A 24,205-nucleotide genomic window follows, 5' to 3' on the forward strand; every position below is an offset into this window, starting at 1 on the left:
CCGTAAATCAACTGATCTACGGGCCATGTTTATTTAAAGGTTTTTAATTTCGAAGTTTATCACTCTAAAAATTGTTAACTCTTCAAAACAAAGGCAGGGAATTACTTTAATTGAACCGTATCTTCCGGATGCTGAGGAGGCAAGGCAGTCACTTCTCTCTCCACCACTACGACCTTAGTATGCACTGCATACTTGCTGGGTTTAATACCAGTATCATATTTTTCCGCATAAGCTTGTGTAAACTCAGCTCCGAAATAAAGAATAATCGCGGTATAATAAATCCATAATAGAATCACGATGATCGATCCGGCAGCACCAAATGCCGAAGCTGGATTGCCCACTTCTATGTAAATGCCGATGAGGTATTTACCCATGCCAAACAGCAGGGCGGTAAACAGGGCGCCAATAAAGGCCGGTTTCCATTTCAGCTCCACATCTGGTAAGACCTTAAATATAATGGTAAAGATACTGGTCACCACAGCCAGTGTGATTGCATTGGTAACCATCAACATCATCAGTTCCGAAATTTCTGCGATGTTGATATAATTGGCGATCTTATGTCCGAGGCCAACCACTAGACTATTCACTACTAAAGAAACCAGCATTAGAAAGCCCAGAGATGCAATCAATGAGAAAGAGAGCAGCCTGTTGACAATAAGTTTTTTCCATCCTTTTTTTGGAACGGCCTTTACTTTCCAGATCAGGTTGATGCTGTCCTGAATCTCAATGAAAACTGCTGTAGCACCAATAATCAAAGTGCCAAAACCTATAATCAGGCCCAGCGTACTCTTTCCGCTATAATTGGCATTGTTTACAAAGCTTCTCAATTGATTCGCTGCATCTTTACCAACCATGTTTCCAATTTCTGCAAAGAACTTTCCTCTAGGATTAATGCTGCCGATATCTGCCGTATCCCCTAAAAATAAGCTGGCTGCAGAAAGTACAATGATGATCAGCGGGGTTAAAGAAAATATCGTATAATAAGCAAGTGCTGCACTTAATTTCATCACGCGATCTTCCATGAAGCCTTTTCCGGCGGCAATAAAAAGATGCCCTGTGGCCTTAAGGAATTCGAAGGTTTTCTTGATAAAATTCATGCTGCTGTTAGAATGGGTAACCAATACCCAGGTTAAATGTTAAGTTTTGTTTTCTCCAGGTACTGCTGCCAAAATCGATGTCCTTGATCACCCATGCCGGTCCGGTAGGTAAATCAGGTCTTCTGATAGGGAAGGCCAGGTCCAAACGGATCACAAAGAAGGAAGCATCTACCCTTAATCCGGCACCTGTACCTACAGCCATTTGATTCAGGAAGCTGTTGAATTTAAACTGCCCTCCAGGTCTATCCGGATCGTCTTTCCTCAGCCAGATATTTCCTGCATCGATAAATGCAGCACCATAAAGCATACTCACAATTTTGAAACGCAGTTCAGAATTCAGCATGATTTTAATGTCACCACCCTGATCTCTGAATTTTAAAGTATCAGACACCTGAAATGTGCCAGGTCCCAATAACCTTGACCCATAGGCACGGATGTCACTGCTTCCCCCGGCAAAAAATTGACGAACGAAAGGGAGTGCCTTGCTATTTCCATAAGCATAGCCCATACCTACATTTAAACGATTGGCCCAGGTTACTTTTTTGTTGACCTTGTAATAGTTTCTTAAATCACCTTCCAGCCTGATAAATTGAGAAAGTGCGGTACCAAATATAGATTTTTGTCCTTGGTCGTCTTTAGGGGCAAATAAACCAAATAGAGTACCTGAGGTTTCCAGATCAGCAGAGAAATAAATGTTGTTTCTTTTACTTTGATTTACCTGATCATTATAGGTGAAATTATAGTTTAGGCCTATGATAAACTGGTTCTCTAAGCTGCTTCTTAAGGAAGGACTGCTGAGAAATATAGAAGTGTCTTTTACATTAGACCTGACATAATTGATGGAGATCGGATTAAAAATATGTTCTTTATAAATGTTTTCTTTCCAGTCGTAACCAAACTCTCCCTTAATGGCATTTAAGCTGTAATCTTTTCTATTCAGAATTTGATAAGAGGTTAGGATATTTGTTTTTGGAATGAAAGCATTGGTACTGTTAAACTTGAAAAATGGCAGCAGGAAACGTGGGAAAATCAATTTTGCCTGTCCGGTTAAGGAATAGGAGTTACCCTGCGCTTGCTGCGATCCTCTGATTTGCTGTTCAAAACCACCACTGGCACTGATTTCCAATTGCTCAGCACCACGAAACACATTTCTCGTCGTTTGAGTAATCTTCACTTCTGAACCTACAAAGTTATTCGACTTACTAGTTCCTATCACCTGAAAGGATAGCGAATTTTTCTTTAAGGGTGTCAGGTAAAAATTCACATCCAGCTGGTTGTTTTTAAAACTATCTACTGGTAGGAAATCTGCTTTAACCACCTTAAATGTACCAATGTTTACCATCCTGTTTAAGGATTGATTATGGTCCTGACGGTTATACAATTCTCCTTTGTTAAAAAATACAAGGCGATCAAATACACCCAATTTAAAGGTATTCCTTGGGTCTTTAATGATGAAATCTTTATAAAGAACCGGTTTACTAGCCCTGATCAAAGAATCAAACCTTAAGGAATAATTAGGGTAAATGGTGATGTCATTAATGGTATAAGGCTTCAATGCTGCATTTGGGGTAATCTCTTTTACTTTTAAAAAGATATTTACATTGTGCTTGCCAATTGTACTGTCTACCTGAAGAATCAGGTAATCTGGATTAAAGTAAAAATAACCACTTTGCTTCAGGTCATCATCAATACGCTCGCGCTCCGCTTTGAACACATCAAAGTCGTAAAAATTACCTGGTTTGAGTAAACTTTTTGAAGCATTTGTACGGATGATCGCGGCAATTCCCGAGCTGTCTGTTGGGAAATTTACCTTATTGATTTGATATCTATCGCCTGTTTCAGCGGTATAAACTGCTTTAGCTCTTCTGTTTTTTACGATGGTATCTCCGGTTACTGTTGCCTGTAAATACCCCTGACTAATTAAATAGCTAGTCAGCACAGCATTGTTGTAAGGAATTTTAACCTGGCTTTGCAATACCGGCGGTTCTCCCACTTTATTACGCAGCCAATAGCGAATACCTTTTTGTTTTTTTGGTTCGCCGGCCAGGTTATAGATGTATAACTTTATTTTCAATCCTAAGAATGATTTGTTAGGACGTGGTCTGGTTTTAGCCTCTAAAACTCCCTTCACATCTTTCTCCTCAGAAATCTTTCCTGTCGAATCCGGGTTGATCCTTACCGTTGCACCTGTATATAAGTTCTGTCCAGCCGGCAGGTATTTAATATTGCTGCAGGCAGAAAATACCAGGCAAAGACTCATAAAAAATAAAGGTCTAATTCGCTTTCTCATTTTTGGGCTTCTGTTCTTTTTTAATCGTTCTTCTGTCTTTGAATCTTCTAAAGATCTCACTGAATTTATTGTAATCTACTACTAATGCAAAACCTAAACCAGTTTCTATGATCTGACCTTCAATAATACCTTCCGTTTGGTTCCTTCTGTAGGCACGGAGGCGGTAACGTCCATCTTTAGAAAGTAGATATTCTATATTGACGTTTCCGGCAATGTTGCTGGCATTTTCATTATTCTGACCTGAACCGCCTTCTAATCCAAAAGAACTACCCACCGTCACCGTCAGTCTGTCGTCTAAAAGTTTTTTAGATAAACCAATTTCCAATTCAGTACGGTTTTCTAATTTTCCGGTAGAATAATCCTCCGAAGTATTCAGTCCGAAGTTCACATCTACTCCTTTAATCAGATCGGAAGCCAGGTTGTTCAATTGCTGCGTTAATAATTTACTCACACTCTGACGGGCATAATTAGCTACAAGTCCATTGCCGCTTCCTGCTAAACTTTGGAAAGGATTATCTGCAACAAAGCGTTCCAATGCCAGTAAAGCAAATACCTGTTTGTTCAATTCACTCTCATTGGCATTTACCTGCTGTAGCTTGGTATACACACGGCCCCCTATAATTCCACGTTCATTTTCTGGCAAGTCCAGCTTGAAACTGATGATCGGTTTCATTATTTCACCATCAATCATCAGGTATACCTGGAATGGGAATTTTTGTTTGGATTGAGTTCTTGTCGCATCATCCACCTCATTGGCAACTAGATCGATTGCAGGTGCATTTACTTCGTACAGTGCTGTAATGTCGACATTTGCGGATGTCGGTTCACCAGTCCACACAATGCTGCTGCCTTGCTGGATTTTAAATTCTCTGGTTGCAAGGCCACCAACAGAAAGTTTATAAGATCCGTCACTCAACTCGTATCTTCCGGTCATGCTGATCTTGCCACTTGGGTCCATCGTCGCATTTAAAGTCCCTTCTCCTTTTACCTTCAGCATATCACCATTAGAAGGGTCAACGACAACGTTAAACTCCGCTTCTTTATTCATTTCTATATCTACACTTAGGTTGATGCCCTGGATTGGTGCTTTATTGAGGCTATCCGCTGCACTGGTCAATGCCATTTTGCCATTAAATGGTGGGGCATCTTCATCTATAAACTGAACCACACCTTCCTGATCTATAATAGAAGGATCTGAAGTTGGCATGGCAAAGAAGAATTTAGTTCCTTTGTTAACGGACATCGCGATAGTGATCTGTGGCTGATTTAGATCTCCCCGTATTTTAAAGGCTCGGGTAGTGACAAACACTTTACCATAAATCATGTCATTATCGGCTTCCGTAGAATTCATCAATCTGAAATTATTGGCAGAAATATCTAATCCGAAACGGAAGTCTGTATAGTTTTTCGTATACACCATACCATTCACTTTTAGCGGCTGATTTAAGGAATCCAATACCGTAAAGTTGTTGAATTTGATCCCTTCCTCATTAAAGCTGATGGTTTCATTTGGCATTCTGAAATAAGAATTTACATAGGTAGCAGTAAAGGCAGCCTGGTTAAATTTCACTTCTCCACGGATCACTGGTGCTGTTAACGCACCTTTTACTGACATTTCTCCGCTGATCGTTCCAGAACCATTTTTAATCTGACCCATAGAAACGCTTTCCAGTTGTTTCAGGTCGATCTTGTCCACATGCAAGGTTAAATCTAAAGCACTTTCAGGTGCGGTATAATAGAAACCATTCGCTCTCAGCTCGTGAACACCGGATAAGGATATATTCGTTTCAAATGCATTTTCTGTATTGTTATTGACAGCCAGGCGTAAAGTACCCAGCTGATCTTTCTGATAGCGCAGCTGATCAATGGTTAAATTGGCTTCAAATTTCGGTGTGCCCATCAGGTCTTTTGCATCCACCGTACCATTGATGGAACCACCAACTAAAGAGCTGTCTTGCTCTGCGAATTGAGTCAGTGTTTCAATTTTAAAATCTTTAAACAATACTTTTAATGGCGCATTAGGCTCATTACTTACACTATTGACACTCAACAACTGATTGTTTCTGCTGATGTCAAAGTTCCTTGCCATGATGCCGGATTGTCCAAACTGAATGTAATTGTCTGGTGCCACAAGCCATTTCTGGTAGTTTAGCAGCAGCTTTTGAGGATCCAGACTAAAGCGGAAATCTTTATTGATCGATTGGAAAGTACCACCCAGCTGGTATTTGTTCTTCAGTTTGCTGTCTCTTAAATAAATGTTAACCCCTAAGTTATTGTTCAGTGCATCTCCGCTGACCTCTGTATTGTACAGGTTGATAGAAGTGCTTTGCAGGCTTTTTACCGTTAGCTTATAATTGATTTTCTGGTCTGTATTGTCAATGCTCAACTTGGTGCTGTCTACCTTGTAATCGCCATAAACTACATGAGGAACCCAGGCCTTCATCGATAAACTGTCTTTCTTCGTATCCAGCAATCCGTAGATATAGGAAGGGGAGAAGGTAGTTAGTGAAGGCACAAAATTCTGTATGAATTTAGGATTGTATATTCTGGCGAAGAAGCGGATGCGCTGATCAGGAATCTGCTTCACTTCTCCGAATTGATAGTATTTGTTGATTTGATTGGTAACGGCTGTAGCTAGATTGGTCAATTGATACTTTCCATCTATACGGGCACTCATCAACTCCGATTTTAAAGTCAGCAAACTTTTTTCGGCAGTCGTTTCTGCATGCAGCTGAATGGTATCCATGTTAAACTTTGTGCCATCTTTTACCACTTGTAAACCTTTGATAAAGACGTCGCCATTCAGGTAATCGACATCGGCAGTGCTCAAGTCTGCAGCTATTGTTCCAGCAACTTTAAATTCCGTCGGACTAAAGTTCAACGCTTTAAGGTCTACCTGTGTCAAGTCCATCTGCGCTTTTACGGCAGGATATTTACCTGCAATATTTACGGCCGCAGTCAGGTTGAAATTCAGGTTACTGTCGGCCATTTTGCTTTTCAGGTTCAACTTCTGCTGCGCATAAGTACCATTCAAACTCAGGTTTTTATAAGTGTATTTGTTGTAAACAGCACTCAGCACTTGCCCATTGATTTTAACGGCAGCAGTTTTTGGATCTAAGCCAGTTCCATTGATATGCGCTTTAACCGTGATTCTACCCAGCTGTGCTTGTTGTTTTAGCAGCTTTCCAACATTGAAATTGTTCAGGTTGATATCTGCAGTATATTGTTCTTTTCCTTTCGGCCCTTTCATGTTTGCCAGTAATTTGGCCGATCCCATATCCGTATTGATATTAAAGCCAGTATTGAAATTGGTTAAGGAACCGGTAAACTTGCCATTGGCCTGAATCGTATTTGGCAATTCTATATTAGTCGGTAATGTGCCCTTCGGAATCACCACCATCAGGTCTTGCTTGCTCATTGAAAACTGCCTAATGTTCAAGTCTGCATATAGCTTTTTCATATCCGGCAACCCTCTGACTTTACCATTGACATCGATTTTGGTGTTTTTTAAACCACTTGCCTGGAAACGTGGGATGTTCAGGTTATTTAGGTAACCATTCAGGCTGCCATCGATCTTTAACTTTTCATTTCTATAAGCGGCAGGTACAGCATCAGAAAAATAAACGGCATCCTTTAAACCTATGATAGAGTTTTTAACCACCAGGTTGATTTTTACCCTTTCCGGATGTTTCGTCAGATCCTCCATTGAGGTGTACGTCAATGAAGTGGCATTTTCAACGGAAGTATTCGGTGTTTTTAAGATAAAGTTTTTAACGTAAATCGCCTTGTCAGTATAAGAAACATCACCTTGAAGCCTTGAAAGCTGGAAACCGCTTTTTTCTTTCATAAAGCCTTTTTTTACGTTCACTTTGATGCCATCCGGACTGTAACTTAAGCCCTCCGCTATCACCTCCAGATCCCGGATTTTTAGGTGATTGAAGTCCATACCTTTTGCTGGTTTAGCACTAAGGTTGTCGTATTGTATGTTGTTTTTTGAAAGATTTAGCTTGCTTAAAAGTAATGAAATAGGCGCAGATTCCCCTGCTGCTGATGCTTTTGATGGTGCTGCGGGTTTAAACGCAAACAACACATCTGAATTGTTTAACGTGGCCTCTTCTAACTGGTAATTGCTTTTTGTTAAATCCGCCATCAGTTTATTAATGGAGAATTCTTTCAGGTTTACTTTTGCCTTCATCTGTGTAGCAGAAGCTTTATAATCTACCGTAGAATTGTTGATTTTTCCAGTGGCAACGTTATATTTATTATGCGTCAGATCGGCAATTAACTGCGTCAATACCAATTCATTCAGGTTTACATCCGCACTCATCTGTGACACCTGGTCGTCAAAACTGATCTTCACATTGTTAAATCCAAAATCCTGGATCTCTACTAAAGGAAGTTTTCCAGATTCCGTGTTTGCCGTATCAATACTTTTTTCAAGCTGCGCTTTTAGTACCGTAAGCGGTTTCCGCTGCGCATATTTTAAATCGGTATTTTTTAAAGTAAGAGATTTGATCACATAACGCTGCTGATCCATATCAAAGTCCTTAATATTGGTTTTAAATTCACCAAGATTAAGTTTCATCTCATTTCCTGCCACATCATCACGGTAAACAATTCCAATATCTTGCAGGCTGATTTTGCTGACCGAAAATTTAAGTGTAGAAGTGGTGTCTTTTGCTACCTGATCTTCCGGTTTATTCTGGTCAGACATAAATGCGTCTACTAAAAAGGAAAAATTGAAAGTGGTATCCGGATTAACCCGGGTCACATTTGCCCTGATATTTTCTAAGGAAATATTATTGATCTCTATTTTATTGTTTAATATTTTGAACAGATTCAGGTCGACTGCCAATTTCTGCGCGTACAGTAAAGTGTCTCCTTTTCGATCTTCCAGATAAAACTTATTCAGCACAATGTCCTTTGGAAAAGCAATATGGATGCTTTCCAGGCGAACTTCAGTTTTGGTCTTGTTTTTTAAATAACTGATTGCCTGATCTTTTACGAAGTTTTGGACGGCAGGAATGTTGAGCGAAATCGCAAGCAGAACCACTAGCAAAATGAGGCTGGCGATAATCCATAATACGACTTTAAGACTTTTACGTATATATTTATTCAATTGACTTAAATTGATAGTTTGCAGTATTATTGGTTAACTAAAACCATGCCACCGGACAGGTTTTGTAGTGTAATCCCTATAAGTACAATCAATATAATAAAATTGTTTATGAAGGTGGCCAAAAATTGATGTTCAGTATAATTTCGAAATTTGTATGTTTAGCCCATGGAAGAAAGAAACTTCACAATCAGTTACCAGTCGTTTAAGGGACTGGAAGCGTTAAACGAAAAAGATCAGGCATTGTGTTTAAAGGCCGAGGAAGCCTTGAAAACCTCCTATTCTCCGTATTCCGGATTCAAAGTAGGAACAGCGATACAGTTAAAAGGTGGGAGAGTAGTGCTGGGCAGTAACCAGGAAAATGTAGCCTATCCTTCGGGATTATGCGCGGAAAGAGTCGCCTTATTTGCAATCGGTTCAGAAGATCCGAATGCAGTGATTGAAAGTATGGCAATTACCGCAAAAACTGATAACTTTGTCATTGAAAAACCGGTGACTTGCTGTGGCGGCTGTTTACAGGTCATGGCAGAGTTTGAACAAAAGCAAAACCAAGAAATTGAAATCTTGTTTTATTGCATCAACGGCGAAATTTTAAAAGTTAAAGGGGTAAAAAATCTGATGCCTTTCGCATTTGTAGAATCGCGGCTTTCAGTATAATTCAATCCTTATATTTACAGCATACAATCCATTCTTGATGAGCGACGAAATAGAAAAAAACATAAACGAAGAAAGCAAACATACCGTAATACCTATCAATGGACTTTATGAAAATTGGTTCCTGGATTATGCTTCTTATGTGATCCTAGATCGGGCCGTACCACACATTAATGACGGTTTGAAGCCAGTTCAGCGACGTATTTTACACTCTCTGAAAGAGATGGACGACGGCCGTTTCAATAAAGCCGCAAACGTGATCGGGAACACGATGAAGTATCACCCACACGGGGATGCTTCTATTGGTGATGCCATGGTGCAGATCGGACAAAAAGACCTGCTGATCGATTGTCAGGGTAACTGGGGTGATCCAATTACCGGCGACAGTGCTGCGGCACCTCGTTATATTGAGGCCCGTCTTTCCAAATTTGCCAATGAGGTTGTCTTTAACGGAGATACTACGGTATGGCAATTGAGTTATGACGGCCGTAACAATGAACCCGTTACCTTACCTGTAAAGTTCCCTCTGCTATTGGCACAAGGTGCAGAAGGTATTGCGGTGGGTTTGGCGACGAAGGTAATGCCGCACAATTTTATCGAATTGCTGGAAGCTTCCATTGAAGCTTTAAGAGGGCAGCGCCCAAATATATTACCAGATTTCTTTACCGGAGGAATGGCCGATTTTTCTGCCTATAACGAAGGTATGCGCGGTGGTAAAGTAAGGGTGAGGGCCAAAATCACAGAAAAAGATAAGAAAACTTTAGTCATCACAGAGATTCCTTTCAGCACCACTACCGGTTCTGTAATTGATAGTATCCTCTCTGCAAATGATAAAGGAAAGATCAAAATCAAAAAGATTGAAGACAATACTGCCGCGCATGTGGAGATTGTGGTACAACTTGCCCCTGGTATCTCACCGGATGTGACCATTGATGCACTCTATGCCTTTACTTCCTGCGAAGTCTCCATCTCCCCAAATACCTGTATCATTAAAGGAGATAAACCTCATTTCCTGAGTGTAAACGATATTCTAATTGAGAATACACAAAACACAAAGGCTTTACTAAAACTGGAATTAGAAATTAAATTAAACGAACTTCAGGAGAAGATTTTCTTTAGCTCATTGCTGAAAATCTTTATTCAGGAGGGAATGTATAAAAATGCGGAGTATGAGAACTCCACCAACTTTGATACGGTAGTAGAGGTATTGAACAGGTTGTTCGAACCTTTTACGCCACAGCTGTACAGGGTCATCCTGCCGGAAGATTTCAAAAAGCTGATCGATAAACCGATGAGCAGCATCACGCGCTTCGATGTGAAGAAAGCGGATGATCAGATGCAGGCCCTGGCGGATGAGATCAAAGTCGTGAAAAATCACCTGCGCCATTTAACAGATTATGCCATTGCCTGGTTCCAGCGATTACTGGATAAATACGGCAAAGGAAGAGAAAGAAAAACAGAAATCCGTTTATTCGACAGGGTAGAAGCTTCCAAAGTGGCTTTGGCCAATGTGAAGCTGTACCTGAACAGGGAAGATGGTTTCATCGGTACCGGTTTGCGTAAAGACGAGTTTGTAGCCGATTGTTCGGATATCGATGAAGTGATCGTATTCAGGGAAGATGGAAAATGTATCATCACCAAGGTAGCCGATAAAACATTTGTGGGTAAAGGAATCCTGCATGCACAGGTGTTTAAGAAAGGGGATGAACGGACGATTTACAACCTGATCTATAAAGATGGAGCGAGTGGTATTTCTTACGTGAAACGTTTCGCAGTAGTCGGCATTACCCGTGATAAAGAATACGACCTGACCAAGGGCAGTAAAGGTTCTAAAGTGCTTTATTTCACGCCTAATCCTAACGGAGAAGCGGAAATCGTAACGGTGATGTTAAGACCGCATACGAAATTAAAGAAACTGCAGTTCGACCTGGACTTTGCAGAGATCGCCATCAAAGGGCGTGGTTCACAAGGAAATATTGTTTCTAAATATCCAATCAAAAAGGTCTTGCTGAAAAGTAAAGGTGTTTCTACCTTATCTGGATTGAAAATCTGGTATGACGAACTATTGAGAAGGTTAAACGTGGACGGCAGAGGTAAATACCTGGGCGAGTTTGATGGAGATGATAAAATCCTGCAGGTACATAAAGACGGCTGGTACGAGCTGAGTACTTTTGATTTGACCAATCACTTTGATGCGGATTTGATCCTGATTCAAAAGTATGATCCTGAAAAACCATTTACGGTAGTTCAATATGAAGGTAAAGCGAAGAACCATTTCGTGAAACGCTTTGTTTTCGAACCGATTGCAGTAGGTAAAAAACTCAGCCTGATCTCTGAGGAAAACGGCTCTAAGTTCCTTTACCTGACCAGTAATCCTGAAGCAATGCTGAAGGTAGATGTGTTAAAAGGTAAAACACAAACGCCAGAGACCCTGGAAATCCTGCTTTCTGAATTTATTGACCTGAAAGGAATTCGTGCAAATGGAAATCGTTTAACCCAGCATGATGTTCAGCATATTGAAATCTTCAACCATGAAGAAGAAGAATTAGAAGAACTAGGAAAAGCGGATACCAGTACCGAGGAAGATTCGGGAGAAGAGCCGGAGGATACAGCCTTAGCAAATGAAAGCGGAACTGCTGTGGAAAACAATGGGGAAAGTGATGTTGATCCTGATGATGAAGGTGAAGATGGTGAAAGGAATGCCGATGATCAGGCTGGTGATGATGAACCCACACCACCAAGCCCGGAAACTCCAATACAGGCTGAGGAAATTGCAGCAGCACCCGAAAAGGCAGCCGAAAACGAACCTGTAGTAGAAAACATAACAGCAGCAGCTCCAATAAAAGAAACAAAGCCGAAAACTAAGAAACTGGCATTGGAAGAAAATACCTCAGCAGTACCTGTTGTGGAGAAACTGTTGGTAAAAGAAGATATTCCACATTCAAATGTGGATAACTCTGTGGATAAGGCTGTGGAGAATAAAGAAAAGCCAGTGCTGAAAAAGCCTTTTAATGCCCCTGCAAAAGAGGCTGTTAAGCCTGCTGCTGCGGATGTGGAGAAACCGAATCAGGCAATTGTACCGCCAGCTGAGGAGAAATCAGCAGCTGCTCAGGCAAACACAGCAGCAGCACCGGCAGAAACAGAAAAGCCTAAGAAAGCATGGAATGCTAAGAAAGTTCCTTTAGAGATCACGAATAGAGATCAGCTGGATTTGTTTTAAATCGCTTTTGAGCGATCAGGACTGATCAGAAATCATAAAAAAAATGAGCCATAAAGTATACCACTTTATGGGCTCATTTTTTTTATAGGTGATAGGCTATGCTTTATTTTTGTCGGGCTTGCTGCATCGGGTTGCCTCCTGTTGAACTGCCTCTAGGCGCTTGCTGCTGTTTGAACAGCTCAAACCTGGATGGCTGCGCTTTTCTTGGCCAGGAGTTATTATTCTCGTCTATATCGGCCGTTTCACGGTAAGGGTCAAGCTGAACCGAGATCACTTCCTTGTCTTTTGCAAAAACCTTGGTCACCTGGTTTTCATTCTTTCTCCAGATATACGCAGGAATCCGGTCAATCTCCTTGCTGCCATCTTTAAAAGTCCATTCAATGATAATCGGCATCACCAGTCCGCCTTCATTAGAAAATGATAATTCATAAAAGTTCTTTTTGCTTTCATACAGTTTTTGCTCTTCTGCAGATAGTGAACCGTAATATTTTTGGAATTGCTCATCTGCTGTTTTGCTGACTTCAAAACGGTCAAACTTGTTGTAAAAATCCATTAAGCTGGTGTCCTGTTCTACTGCGAATTTTATACCTGCTTTTCTGTTTCGGCCTCTGCTGATGTTGTCATTGTTTTTTTCATAAGACTTTTGATCTTCTTTATTTTCTAAAGCCTGTTTTTTGCTGTCCATTCGGTAATAGCGGACCTCATTTAAGGCAATATCGACAGGATCTGTTCCAAAAAACCAGCCTCTCCAGAACCAATCCAGATCTACTGCCGAAGCATCTTCCATCGTGCGGAACAAATCAGCCGGTGTAGGGTGTTTAAAAGCCCATCTTTTCGCGTATTCTTTAAAGGCATAGTCGAACAGCTCTCTGCCCATCACTGTCTCTCTAAGGATATTTAATGCGGTTGCCGGTTTCGCATAGGCATTAGGCCCAAAGTTGATGATGTTTTCAGAATTGGTCATGATTGGCTCCAGCTGATCTTTAGGCATTTTCATATAATCGACGATTTTATGTGCCGGACCACGCTGCGATGGATAATTGTTGTCCCATTCCTGTTCCGCCAGATACTGGCAAAAAGTATTTAATCCTTCATCCATCCATGACCATTGGCGCTCGTCTGAATTTACAATCATTGGAAAAAAATTATGCCCAACTTCATGGATAATCACCCCGATCATCCCATATTTCGTTGATTCTGTATAGGTGCCATCTTTTTCCGCGCGACCGTGATTGAAGCAGATCATCGGGTATTCCATACCGTTAGCCGCCTCCACAGAAATCGCTACCGGATAAGGATAGGGGATGGTATGTTTCGAATATACTTTCAGCGTATGGTCAATTACTTTAGTCGAGTATTTGCTGTAAAGCGGATAAGCTTCCGGGCCATAATACGACATAGACATGATTTTTTTACCATTGATGGTGGTAGCCATTGCATCCCAGATCAACCTGCGGGAAGATACCCAGGCAAAATCCCTAACGTTTTCTGCCAGATAAGTCCATGTCTTTGTATTGGTTGCTTTTTTAGCTAAAGCAGATTTTGCCTCTTTCAGGTCTACAATTTCTACAGGAGATTTTGCAGTTTGAGCAGCATTCCATCGCTTTAAACTGCTGCTGCTGAGTACTTGTGCGTAATTCTGACATTCGCCTGTGGCACCCACCACATGGTCGGCAGGAACAGTCATGTTTACTTTATAGTTTCCAAATACCAATGCAAATTCCCCTCTTCCTTCGAATTGTTTGTTTTGCCAGCCCTGGTAATCGGAATAAACCGCCATTCTTGGGAACCATTGGGTGATGGTGAAAAGGTAATTGTCGTCTTCCGGGAAGTATTCATAACCACCTCTGCCATGAACAGTCATCCGGTTGGAAATGTTATAAGTCCAGGAAATCTTTAGTTTGTATTTCCCTTTAGGTTGAAGCACAGTTGGAAGGTCAATCCTCATCATGGTATTGTTGATGGTATAAGGAAGTTTGGTTCCTTTTTCATCGGTCACACTGATAATTTTTACCCCCAATTCATTAGGACTGTTGATAATGCCTGCCAGGTCCTCGAAATTCATTTGATTGCTGATCTTGCTGGTTTCCGTCAGCTTGTTATCACTGGTAGATTTATGTTCATTTTCATCCAGCTGCACCCATAAATAGCTGAGCGGATCAGGGGAATTGTTGTAATAAGTAATAGATTCTGAACCTTTCAGGCGTAGGTTTTTTTCATCCAGTTCTGCATTGATTTCATAATCGGCACGTTGCTGCCAATAAGCTGGTCCGGGAGCTCCGGAAGCGGAACGGTAAGAGTTTGGATCAGAAATGATCGTTCCTAGCTGCTCAAACTTGTTGCCGTGATTGGATCCCGGATTGTTCAAATATTGTGCATTGCTGTTGAAACCGATAACGAGTAAAGCAAGCAGGAGTAAATTTCTTTTCATTAGTTATTCTTGAGGTGGTGGTTTGGTTAAAATTGGTGCTGTGATATATGATTCTTCCCGATTTAAAAGGCAGCGGAAAAGCGTTCTGCAGCCATGATAAAGGAGATACCAAATATAGCAGATGAAACAAAGAAAGTCCAGTCCCAGCGTTTAATTTTAAATACGCCAATGAGGATCGCGGAAAATAGAAGAATTCCGATGACAATGATGACCTGACCAAATTCCAATCCAAGATTAAAAGCCAAAAGCTCAGGGACAATGTTGCTGCTTTTCCCAAGTAAACTTTTCAGGTAATTGGAGAAGCCTAGTCCATGGATGAGGCCGAAAAATAAAGCCAGTAGGTATTTGAAATTTGTTCCTCCTTTTTTGGGTCTTTTGTTTAAAATATTGCCTGCCGCAGTAATCAGAATGGTTACAGGAATAAGGAATTCAATCAATGGAGTGTGTAAACTGACGACTTTAAAAACGCTTAAAGCGAGGGTAATGCTGTGGCCAATGGTAAAAGCGGTTACTAAAATCAGGACTTTCTTCCAGTCGCTGAGGGCGTAGGTGACGCAAAGTACCACCACAAAAAGGATATGGTCGTATCCTTGCCAGTCTAAAATGTGTTGCCAGCCTAACTGGAAATAAAGCCAAAAATCTTGCATTGTGAATTGAATTCGTAATTTCGAATTAATTATACACACATTTTTTTAATTTCAGGGCATCCAAAGGGCTATGTTGAATATTCTATTGATTTATCTGTTACCTATTTTTCATCCGTTTTACGTAAGTGTAACGGAGATTACACAGGATCCCAAATCAAAAGTGCTGCAAATCAGTGTACGTGTGTTCTTTGACGACTTCGAAAAAGCGCTGGATCATCAGTATAAAGAGAAGGTAAATATTTTGAAGCCCACAGATCGTAAAAAAGTGGATTTACTCCTGGCCGATTATATCAGGAAGCACCTGCAGATTAAAGTCAATCAGCAAACTTTGAGTTTTAAGTACCTGGGGTATGAGATCGAAGAAGATGCCGCCTGGTGTTATTTTGAAAGTCCTGCCATTCCAACCATTAAAAACATCGAGGTTAAAAATGATCTGCTCTTTGCTGAGCATGAAACCCAGTCTAACATGATCCATGTTACCGTAAACGGAAAAAGAAAAAGTACCAAACTAGACAATCCTAAAAATTCGGTGAGCCTGTTTTTTTAATCAATTGCTCATTTTTTTGTTTTATATTTTTTCAGGAAAGATAGCCCGATGGTTTAATCTATGGTTAAGCCCGGTCTGTGCGTGGATTTAATTTTTTTTTTTGTCCTTTTATTGTTTTGCTCTTCTTTTACTTTTGTTTTGCTGCAACCAAAAGAGGAGCAAAACAATAGCAAAAGAAGAGCAAAACAATAGCAAAACAGATAGCAGTCTAAAGCCTGGTTTATTCTGGGTTTCCTGAGGCCTGTTTCTCTTATTTTTGTTCAACTCCCGACACATCGTCTTGTTTTTTTTTGAACTCTATTTCTGATTTTTTGGAAATTTTACTGGAAATTTATAATTCTTTAAACGTGTATTTTGTTAATTCAATTTTGCTTCCGATTTTCCAAATTAAATACAGGCCATAAAAAAAGGAGATCCATGGGATCTCCTTTTAAAATATCGGAATAGCAGTGCTATTATTGGTATTGTATATAAAGTGGCACTGGTTTTAGTTTCAATAACTCTTCTGGAGTCATCAATCTGTTTGGTGCTTTCTTCAAGTCATTTTTATAGAACAATTTAAATCCGGTAAACTGAACTGGTTCAGGGAAGATAAAGTGACGGTAAGTTCCGATTTTAAGATCTGGTTCACCCCATCCATCCATGTGCATCACGATTTGAACTTCCGGACGAAGTTTAATGTTTTTATAGTTCGTCACCATTTTACGGGTGAAGCGGTGAACCACAAATACTTTAGGAGGAAGGTTGTATTTTTTTACCAGATTAGCCAGGTATTCTGACACATAGTTAATGTCTGCAGCATCATAAGTACCAATTTTCTTTCCTGGTTTGCTGCCATCTTTCATGGAGAATTCCGGATCAATACCTAAATGTACCTGAGGCATCTGCAGGTATTTTTCTAACCTTGGCAATTCTTTCTGAATGCTGCTTAAACCTACCTGAATATCTAAAAATACAATTGCATTTTGCATTTTAGCAATGGCCAGAACGGAGTCGATCTGTTTATCACCCATACGGTTGATGTACATTCCGTCTTTTCCTGGTGTACCACTTGCTACAGAAGCAATGTAATGCACACCTGGTTGTACCGGCGTACTTGGATCTGCCTTTTCCCAGTGTTTTACTTCCTTATTTAAGCGGCTCCACATTTCTTTAGGGGCATACTCACCTAAAGCACCCATTTTTTTAGAGTGTAAGTTTCCGTAATAAACCACAATACGTTTAAATGGCAGGATGGCACCAGCTAATGGATACGGGCCTTTTTTTAGTCCCCAGTTTCCTGTAGTATCGCCATTGGCCATTTTACGGATCAGGGCATTATATTTTGCCGTGTCTACCGGTTCACGTACTGAGCCTATTTCAGGCTCTGGGGTAGCTACGGTATCTCCATTGGCAGTAACCGTCTTCGTCTTATCGTTCGTTTTTTTTGCGTCAGAAGTGCAGCTGATGAATACACCTAGCGATGCCATTCCTATCAAAACTCTTCCTGCTAACTGAGGTATTTTCATATAAAGGTAATTGTTTTTTAAAGATAAATATTGTTACAAGTATAACACTCTTTAAAGTAATAAAAAAGCAGTTTAGTAAAGCAAGGTCCTATTATTTCTACTGCTTATTAGAATTATTCTAAATAATATTTGGAATAATTCTAAATAAGTCCTTATACTTGCAGTGCTATTTAAAATCATTCTAAATAATCAAACAATGAAACGATTGCTGCTGTTGCCAATTTTACTTCTTTTTCTCTTCATTACAGTTAATGCTCAGGAAAAAGGCGGATTTATCTCTGGAAAAGTAAATACAGCAGATGGCAAGCCAGCAGGAAATGTATTGGTTTTTATCAAAGGCTTGAAAAGTATTGCTTATACCAATGCGGAAGGAAATTTTAAAATCTTTTCTCCAAAGGGGGCGCAAGTATTGGTTTTTCAAACAGCCACAAAAAAACAAATAGAACAGCCAGTTACGGTAACAGGGAATCAGCAGCAGGAAACTCCTGCAGTCAGCTTAAGAGAAAATTCTTACGAACTCCATGAAGTGGTGATTACTGGTCAGTACGAACCACAATCTCTGCGAAATTCTGTCTATAATGTTCGAACGATCAGCAGTGAAATGATTCGTTTACGTGGGGCAACAGAGTTGAAAAATATATTAAGTACCGAATTGGGCATTCGTTTTACGACCGATCGGCCAACCGGAATCAGCAGTCCAGACTTGATGGGCGTATCCGGTGCAGGGATTAAAATCCTGCTGGATGGGGTTCCGATGATGGATCGTGGTACAGGTAAAGAAAGTTTAGGACAGATTGATATCAACACCGTTGAGCGTATAGAAATTGTGGAAGGTCCTATGTCTGTGATTTATGGCACTGACGCCATGGCAGGAGTGATCAATATCATTACCAAAAGCCGCGGACAAGATCATTTTTCAGTAACCGCCAGAGTTCAGGAAGAAACTGCGGGTAGAGAATATGATGCATTTGACGGCAAAGGAACACACAATGAATTTCTGGGCTTCAACTGGCAGAAAAACGGCTGGAATGTGGCAGCTTCCGGCAGCCGTAATAATTTTGGTGGCTGGCAAGGTAATAAAATTGGCCGCGAGCAAGAATGGCTGCCTAAAAATCAATGGCTGACCTCGGCTGCTGCCGGATATAAAAATGAAAAATTCGATGTATGGTATCGTTTCAACGGAGCCGACGAAAGTTTAAAACTTTTAGGCCCGATTACCAATTCACCAAGGGTATCCGATAAAGAATACATTTCTAAACGTTGGTTCCACCAATTGCAGGGATCTGTATTTGTAAACGATAAGCTGAGCATCGATGCTGCTGCGGCCTATACAGATTATAGTCGCCGGACTTTATCCACAGATTTGGAACTGGCTACAGGAAAAGAAACCCTATCAACAGAATTGGGTTCACAGGATCTGGATGAATTGGCTACGGTCTTCTTTAGAACTACCGCGCAATATCAAATATCACCGGAACTGGTTTTACAGCCGGGTATTGAATACAATAGGAATTCTGGTCAGGGGGGGAGAATCAGCGGATCACCGGTCATCAATGATTATTCATTTTTCTTATCCACACAATGGCAGGTAAATGAAGCCATTCAATTGAAACCTGGTTTCAGGCTGACTAAAAACTCCATCTATAAAGCGCCGCCAATCATTCCGTCCTTGCATTCAAAAATCAGATTGAATAAAGACCTTGACCTTCGCCTTTCTTATGCAAGAGGGTTTAGAGCGCCAATGCTGAGAGAGCTTTATTTTTACTATAAAGATACCAACCATGACATTGCCGGGAACCTGGACCTGAAAGCTGAATACTCGAATAGTTTTTATGGCTCTCTTGCCTGGGCAGTAAAAACTGCTCCTGATCTGCGATTCAACACGATTGTAAGTGGTTTTTTCAACGACTATAAAAACAAGATTGATTTAGGACTAGTGGAGGGGACTACGAATGTAAATACCTACCTCAACATCGCTAAGAATAAGACGACAGGCGGAGAGTGGAACAATACTTTATACTGGAAAGGTTTACAAGCCAGTTTAGGCTTCGCTTATATCGGTCAATATAATTTGTATTCGGAAGAGAAAGAACAATTTGGTGATACCCCGAAGTTTGTGTGGACACCGGAAATCAATTCCAATATCTCTTATCTGCTGCCAAAAATCAACACCAATATCAGCTTGTTCTATAAGTTCACAGGGAAGAAATCGACTTATATCTTGAGCCAGGGGGCCAGCGGTACCACTGCAAGATTGTCGAAAATGGCTGCGTTTCATATTGCAGACCTGACTTTAAATAAAACCATTAACAAATACCTGAGCCTTAACGGAGGAGTCAGAAACTTATTCGATGTCACAAGAATTCGTGCTACAGGTGTAGAAGCGGGAGCACATACCAATGATGGCAGCAATCCATTCGGCTATGGACGTTCTTATTTCCTGGGCTTAACGATGAACTGGGCTAAAAAATAAACCAAAAAAATAAGAATATTATGAAAAAAGTTTTCCATTTCCTTTTAATGATCTCTCTGATGGCAACGGCAGTATCCTGCAAAAAGTCGGATCCGCCATTGCCAGACAATACGATCAGTTTTGAAGCTGCAAAGCAAGGTTTAGAGGCCGCAGCTTCAGAAGCAGTTTTGAAAATCAACTTAACAAGAGCAGCAGATGCTGCTGTAGCAGTAACCGTTAACCTTCAGGGAACTGGATTAACTTACGGAACAGAATATATTACTGAGCCAGCAGCAACTGCAAATGTATTGACATTGAGCATCCCAGCTGGTTCAACAAGTGTTTCATTTAAAGTGAAAAAGGTAGCCAATGCCATTCTGAATGGGACAGAAACCATTGCTTTTACCATTGGCGCTGCCGGAAGTCCTGCAGTAATGGGCAGCACGGTGAAAACAGAATTGACTTTCTCTTCAATTACTTCTGAAGGATCTCAATTGACACTGAAAGGAATTTTCGGGGCTGAAGCTGGAAGCAGTGCATTAAATTCGGTGTATGTTGATTTAAGCAGCAACTCCATGGTCAATGTGAAAAGAGATGCATGGGTACTTGGTTTTGCTTCCGGAGCTGACTTCCGCGTAAGATTGAACAATACCAATGGAACTTCAGCGATTAAACTGGCTGGTAAAACTGATTTGAATGCCGTAACTGCATCAGATGTGGTATTGGATGATTTAGCAATTGCTTTGGGCGTTTCTGAATCTGCAACAGACCATCCTTTTGTAAATATCGACAACGTATATGGTGATGTAACGAAAGATGTGATGGCCAATGTTTCTGCGACTGATGCAGACAATAAAGTATTTATCGTGAATCCTTCAGGAGGTAGCCATACTTCAGTATTGTCATTAGACAACTTATTGAAAATTCGTGTGCTGAGAAAAGGAACAGGATATACTTTACAATATGCAAAATTGAAAGAAACTACTTTCAAAACGATCGACCTGGTTAAAGATGACGCAAACAACTATGTGTTTGTAGATTTCAGCGATGTAGCGAAGGTAGTGAACGTAGAGCCTGCAAAAGCGAAATGGGATCTGGTATGGACCTGGTCTATCTATTATGGAGCAGCAGGTGCAACGACTTATCCTTACGGATTCTCTGATATTGTTTTTGTGAACAATGTGGGTGGCGTTCAGGCAGCACAAGTGGCGACTACTACGGTTTCTTTTGCCAACTATAAAGAAAGCAACATTGCGACGACTACTTTCAAAGCGGATCGTAATGTAATTGGTTCAGACTGGCGTTCTACCAGTCCGGCAACAGGAGTTAAATCGGATCGTTTCTATGTAATTAAAGACGGTTCAGGAAATGTATATAAACTGAGATTCATCTCAATGGGTGCTGGTGATGGCGGTAAACGCGGTGAGCCAGTGATTGAGTATGTACTCGTTAAGAAGGGCTAAAATTTGGTTAGTTTAGGTTGTAGGAAGCTTCCGGTGGATGCCGGAAGCTCATCCTTCTTTTACCGCAGCAGATTTTAAATACAAAAACATGAAATACAAACTAATTATTTTGTTCTGTGGCGTATTGGCACTGAGCGCTTGTAATGCCGGTGCAGACAAAAAGACAGCCAACCAGCAACTGGACAGTATCAAAATTGTTTCCCTCAACGGAACGATTTCTGAGATTGTTGCCGGCCTTGGTCTGGAGAAAAATATTGTAGGGACAGATATCACCAGCAATTACCCGGAGCGCCTGAAAAGCAAGCCTAAAGTAGGACATAACCGGAGAATTAATGCAGAGGGTGTGTTATCCCTACAACCAAATATCGTAGTCGGCATGGCGAAAGAAATGAGCCCGCAGCTGGCTACGCAGTTTAAAGCAGCAGGAATCCGATTGATCCTTTTCGATCAGGAATTTACTGCAGAAGGAACGAAAAAGTTGATTCATGCGGTGGCAGACAGCCTTCAGTATACGGCAAAAGCAGATTCACTGGCGAAAGCTTTTGAAATGCAATTGGCCGAAGCACAAGCGCATGTCAATAACACTAAAAAACCTAAAGTATTGTTCATTTATGCCCGTGGCACGGGAACAATGATGGTTGGCGGTACAGGAACACCGGTAGAAAAGGTAATTGAAATGGCCGGTGGTGTGAACGCCATCACTGAATTTGAAGAATACAAGCCTTTAACCTCTGAGGCATTGGTGAAAGCAAATCCTGATGTGCTGTTGTTATTTGACGACGGACTAGAAAGTTTAGGTGGTATTCCAGGGCTGTTAAAAGTGCAGGGGATAGCCGAAACCAATGCAGGAAAGAATAAAAGAGTGGTGACCATGCCAGGTGAAATGCTGACCAGTTTTGGTCCGCGATTAGGCCAGGCAGTAACTTCATTAGCAGAAAAGATAAAGTGATCAGGAAAACAGGATATATCCTTTTAAGTTTAACCCTCGTTTTAATTTTAACGATGGTCATTTCGTCTTGCGTGGGGGCGGTGCCCATTAGTTTTTCTGAATTAATGTCCATCATTGCTTACCATACCGGACTATCCGGGCATCAGAATTTTGAGTCCCAGCAGGCAGCGGTATTTTTAAACCTGCGCTTGCCAAGGGTGATGTTGGGGGTGTTGATTGGTGCTGCGCTTGGGATTTCCGGTGCTGCTATTCAAGGGCTTTTCAGAAATCCATTGGCAGAACCCGGATTGATTGGTATTTCCTCAGGGGCTACGCTGTTTGCGGTCGTGATGATCGTGCTGGAAACGAAAATATTTAAACAATTAACGGGAGTTCTTGGGTTTTACGCTTTGTCGGTAGCAGCATTTATTGGTGCGGCATTAACCACTATGCTGGTGTATCGCATTGCGATGAGAAACGGAAAAACCATCATCACCACTTTGCTGTTGGGTGGAATAGCGATCAATGCCCTGGCAGGTGCATTTACAGGACTCTTAACTTATATGGCTACAGACGCACAACTCCGCAACATTACATTTTGGAGTCTGGGGAGTTTAGGCGGTGCAAGCTGGCCAACAGTAACTGCTTTATTGCCTTTTGTTTTGATTCCGATATTGGGCTTGCCTTTTTTGTCTAAATCCTTAAATGCACTGGCATTGGGTGAAGCTCAGGCGATGCACATGGGCGTAAATGTGAAGGTGGTAAAATTACTGGTGATTGGTCTGGCTACGATGGCCGTTGGTGCTTCCGTAGCTGTGGCAGGAATTATCGCCTTTATCGGGCTGATTATTCCACATATTTTAAGAATGATGTTTACTGCTGATCATCGCCTGGTTATTCCAGGATCGGCATTGCTGGGTGCAGCTTTGCTTACCCTGGCAGATTTGATTGCAAGAACAGTGGTTGCACCGGCAGAATTGCCAATAGGTATCTTGACTGCCATGATTGGTGCCCCTGTATTTATTTATATCATCATTACGGAAAGAAATAAAACGAACCCATAAATGATCAAGGTAAGAGAACTGAGTTTTAAGGTAGGGAATAAAAAGTTATTGGATAATTTGAGCTTTGACGCCCATAAAGGGGAGTTGCTGGCCATATTAGGAGCCAATGGCGCTGGAAAAAGCACATTGATGAAATTGCTTTGTAAAGAGATCCGCCCTTCTTCAGGAACGATTTCGATCCATGATAAAGCCTTAAATGATTACCGTCTGGAAGACCTGGCAAAAACACGTGCGGTATTGTCGCAGCACAATACTTTGTCGGTTTCTTTTCAGGTGAATGAGCTGGTTTTAATGGGGCGTTACCCTCATTTTCAGCAAAAACCTAGGGAAGAAGATTTCAAGATTGTTCGCGAGGCAATGGAGGAAACAGGGATTACCCACCTGGCTTCCAGGGATTACAACACGCTTTCCGGTGGAGAGCAGCAAAGGGTACAGCTGGCCAGGGTAATCGCACAGGTTTATGACAGTCCGAATGCCTGTTTGTTTTTAGATGAGCCCACCAATGGCCTGGATTTATTGTACCAGCAGCAAATTATGGAGCTGGCCAGGAAGCTGGCCGACCGCGGTTATTGCGTGGTTTGTATCCTGCATGATATTAATTTTGCTTCCCGTTTTGCAGACCGCATCATGATGCTGAAGCAGGGAGAAAAGGTGGCCGAAGGCTTACCAATAGAAGTGATCAATTGTGAAAATATACACAAAACCTTCAGTATAAAAGTGAAACTGATGGAATGTGAAGGTTATACCTGTCCGCTGGTTGTACCAGCAACGATATTAAAGTAAGAATT

At 41.1% G+C, this 24,205-nt stretch carries 14 protein-coding genes; 8 read left to right on the forward strand and 6 right to left on the reverse strand.

Annotated features, from left to right (window positions below; all coding sequences use genetic code 11):
* Window positions 1-101 precede the first annotated feature (101 nt).
* From K7X70_RS04425 to K7X70_RS04435, 3 genes are read right to left on the reverse strand one after another with little or no spacing between them, the layout of a single operon-like run.
* Window positions 102-1,097 (reverse strand): YihY/virulence factor BrkB family protein, encoded by a 996-nt coding sequence (locus K7X70_RS04425; protein WP_222535931.1) that lies wholly within the window; start codon window positions 1,095-1,097, stop codon window positions 102-104.
* 7 nt (window positions 1,098-1,104) lie between these two features.
* On the reverse strand, window positions 1,105-3,387 hold the full coding sequence (gene tamL / locus K7X70_RS04430; protein ID WP_222535932.1) for a translocation and assembly module lipoprotein TamL: 2,283 nt from the start codon (window positions 3,385-3,387) through the stop codon (window positions 1,105-1,107).
* On the reverse strand, window positions 3,371-8,506 hold the full coding sequence (locus K7X70_RS04435; RefSeq protein WP_222535933.1) for a translocation/assembly module TamB domain-containing protein: 5,136 nt from the start codon (window positions 8,504-8,506) through the stop codon (window positions 3,371-3,373). The genes tamL and K7X70_RS04435 overlap by 17 nt, the downstream gene beginning before the upstream one ends.
* A 165-nt stretch (window positions 8,507-8,671) precedes the next feature.
* Here K7X70_RS04435 and K7X70_RS04440 point away from each other — a divergent pair, with 165 nt between their 5' ends.
* Window positions 8,672-9,160: a cytidine deaminase gene (locus K7X70_RS04440; RefSeq protein ID WP_222535934.1), complete on the forward strand. Its 489-nt coding sequence runs from the start codon at window positions 8,672-8,674 to the stop codon at window positions 9,158-9,160.
* 37 nt (window positions 9,161-9,197) lie between these two features.
* Window positions 9,198-12,377 (forward strand): DNA gyrase/topoisomerase IV subunit A, encoded by a 3,180-nt coding sequence (locus tag K7X70_RS04445; RefSeq protein WP_222535935.1) that lies wholly within the window; start codon window positions 9,198-9,200, stop codon window positions 12,375-12,377.
* Between the two features lie 103 nt (window positions 12,378-12,480).
* On the opposite strand, the gene K7X70_RS04450 is transcribed toward K7X70_RS04445, so the two are convergent.
* Window positions 12,481-14,808 carry a M1 family metallopeptidase gene (locus tag K7X70_RS04450; RefSeq protein WP_222535936.1) on the reverse strand — a complete coding sequence of 776 codons (2,328 nt, stop codon included), beginning with the start codon at window positions 14,806-14,808 and terminating at the stop codon, window positions 12,481-12,483.
* A 62-nt stretch (window positions 14,809-14,870) separates the two neighbouring features.
* On the reverse strand, window positions 14,871-15,455 hold the full coding sequence (locus tag K7X70_RS04455) for a HupE/UreJ family protein (RefSeq protein WP_187667722.1): 585 nt from the start codon (window positions 15,453-15,455) through the stop codon (window positions 14,871-14,873).
* A 70-nt stretch (window positions 15,456-15,525) separates the two neighbouring features.
* Between K7X70_RS04455 and K7X70_RS04460 the strand changes: the two genes are divergently transcribed.
* The gene (locus tag K7X70_RS04460) at window positions 15,526-16,002 is read left to right on the forward strand and encodes a DUF6702 family protein (protein WP_222535937.1); all 477 of its coding nucleotides are present in this window, start codon (window positions 15,526-15,528) and stop codon (window positions 16,000-16,002) included.
* Window positions 16,003-16,457: 455 nt separating this feature from the next.
* Here the strand turns inward: K7X70_RS04460 and K7X70_RS04465 are convergent, their stop codons facing one another.
* Complete coding sequence (locus K7X70_RS04465) at window positions 16,458-17,510, reverse strand: hypothetical protein (RefSeq protein ID WP_187667724.1); 1,053 nt, start codon at window positions 17,508-17,510, stop codon at window positions 16,458-16,460.
* 196 nt (window positions 17,511-17,706) lie between these two features.
* Between K7X70_RS04465 and K7X70_RS04470 the strand changes: the two genes are divergently transcribed.
* From K7X70_RS04470 to K7X70_RS04490, 5 genes are all read left to right on the forward strand, one after another.
* Window positions 17,707-19,983 carry a TonB-dependent receptor gene (locus tag K7X70_RS04470; RefSeq protein ID WP_222535938.1) on the forward strand — a complete coding sequence of 759 codons (2,277 nt, stop codon included), beginning with the start codon at window positions 17,707-17,709 and terminating at the stop codon, window positions 19,981-19,983.
* A gap of 20 nt (window positions 19,984-20,003) precedes the next feature.
* On the forward strand, window positions 20,004-21,425 hold the full coding sequence (locus K7X70_RS04475) for an HmuY family protein (RefSeq protein WP_222535939.1): 1,422 nt from the start codon (window positions 20,004-20,006) through the stop codon (window positions 21,423-21,425).
* 88 nt (window positions 21,426-21,513) lie between these two features.
* Window positions 21,514-22,374 (forward strand): heme/hemin ABC transporter substrate-binding protein, encoded by an 861-nt coding sequence (locus K7X70_RS04480; RefSeq protein ID WP_255606916.1) that lies wholly within the window; start codon window positions 21,514-21,516, stop codon window positions 22,372-22,374.
* Between the two features lie 53 nt (window positions 22,375-22,427).
* Window positions 22,428-23,417, forward strand: a complete 990-nt coding sequence (locus tag K7X70_RS04485) for a FecCD family ABC transporter permease (protein ID WP_187667728.1) — start codon at window positions 22,428-22,430, stop codon at window positions 23,415-23,417.
* Window positions 23,418-24,200 (forward strand): heme ABC transporter ATP-binding protein, encoded by a 783-nt coding sequence (locus K7X70_RS04490; RefSeq protein WP_222535940.1) that lies wholly within the window; start codon window positions 23,418-23,420, stop codon window positions 24,198-24,200.
* Window positions 24,201-24,205: the final 5 nt, after the last annotated feature.

It is taken from the genome of Pedobacter polysacchareus, assembly GCF_019802255.1.
GTDB lineage: Bacteria > Bacteroidota > Bacteroidia > Sphingobacteriales > Sphingobacteriaceae > Pedobacter > Pedobacter polysacchareus.

Bases quoted from the DNA above. Each gene is read 5' to 3' on its own strand.
- K7X70_RS04465 (WP_187667724.1), bottom strand. From the start codon at position 17,510: ATGAAAATACCTCAGTTAGCAGGAAGAGTTTTGATAGGAATGGCATCG.
- K7X70_RS04450 (WP_222535936.1), bottom strand. From the start codon at position 14,808: ATGAAAAGAAATTTACTCCTGCTTGCTTTACTCGTTATCGGTTTCAAC.
- K7X70_RS04460 (WP_222535937.1), top strand. From the start codon at position 15,526: ATGTTGAATATTCTATTGATTTATCTGTTACCTATTTTTCATCCGTTT.
- K7X70_RS04490 (WP_222535940.1), top strand. From the start codon at position 23,418: ATGATCAAGGTAAGAGAACTGAGTTTTAAGGTAGGGAATAAAAAGTTA.
- K7X70_RS04445 (WP_222535935.1), top strand. From the start codon at position 9,198: ATGAGCGACGAAATAGAAAAAAACATAAACGAAGAAAGCAAACATACC.
- K7X70_RS04425 (WP_222535931.1), bottom strand. From the start codon at position 1,097: ATGAATTTTATCAAGAAAACCTTCGAATTCCTTAAGGCCACAGGGCAT.
- K7X70_RS04470 (WP_222535938.1), top strand. From the start codon at position 17,707: ATGAAACGATTGCTGCTGTTGCCAATTTTACTTCTTTTTCTCTTCATT.
- K7X70_RS04485 (WP_187667728.1), top strand. From the start codon at position 22,428: ATGGTCATTTCGTCTTGCGTGGGGGCGGTGCCCATTAGTTTTTCTGAA.
- K7X70_RS04475 (WP_222535939.1), top strand. From the start codon at position 20,004: ATGAAAAAAGTTTTCCATTTCCTTTTAATGATCTCTCTGATGGCAACG.
- tamL (WP_222535932.1), bottom strand. From the start codon at position 3,387: ATGAGAAAGCGAATTAGACCTTTATTTTTTATGAGTCTTTGCCTGGTA.
- K7X70_RS04480 (WP_255606916.1), top strand. From the start codon at position 21,514: ATGAAATACAAACTAATTATTTTGTTCTGTGGCGTATTGGCACTGAGC.
- K7X70_RS04440 (WP_222535934.1), top strand. From the start codon at position 8,672: ATGGAAGAAAGAAACTTCACAATCAGTTACCAGTCGTTTAAGGGACTG.
- K7X70_RS04455 (WP_187667722.1), bottom strand. From the start codon at position 15,455: ATGCAAGATTTTTGGCTTTATTTCCAGTTAGGCTGGCAACACATTTTA.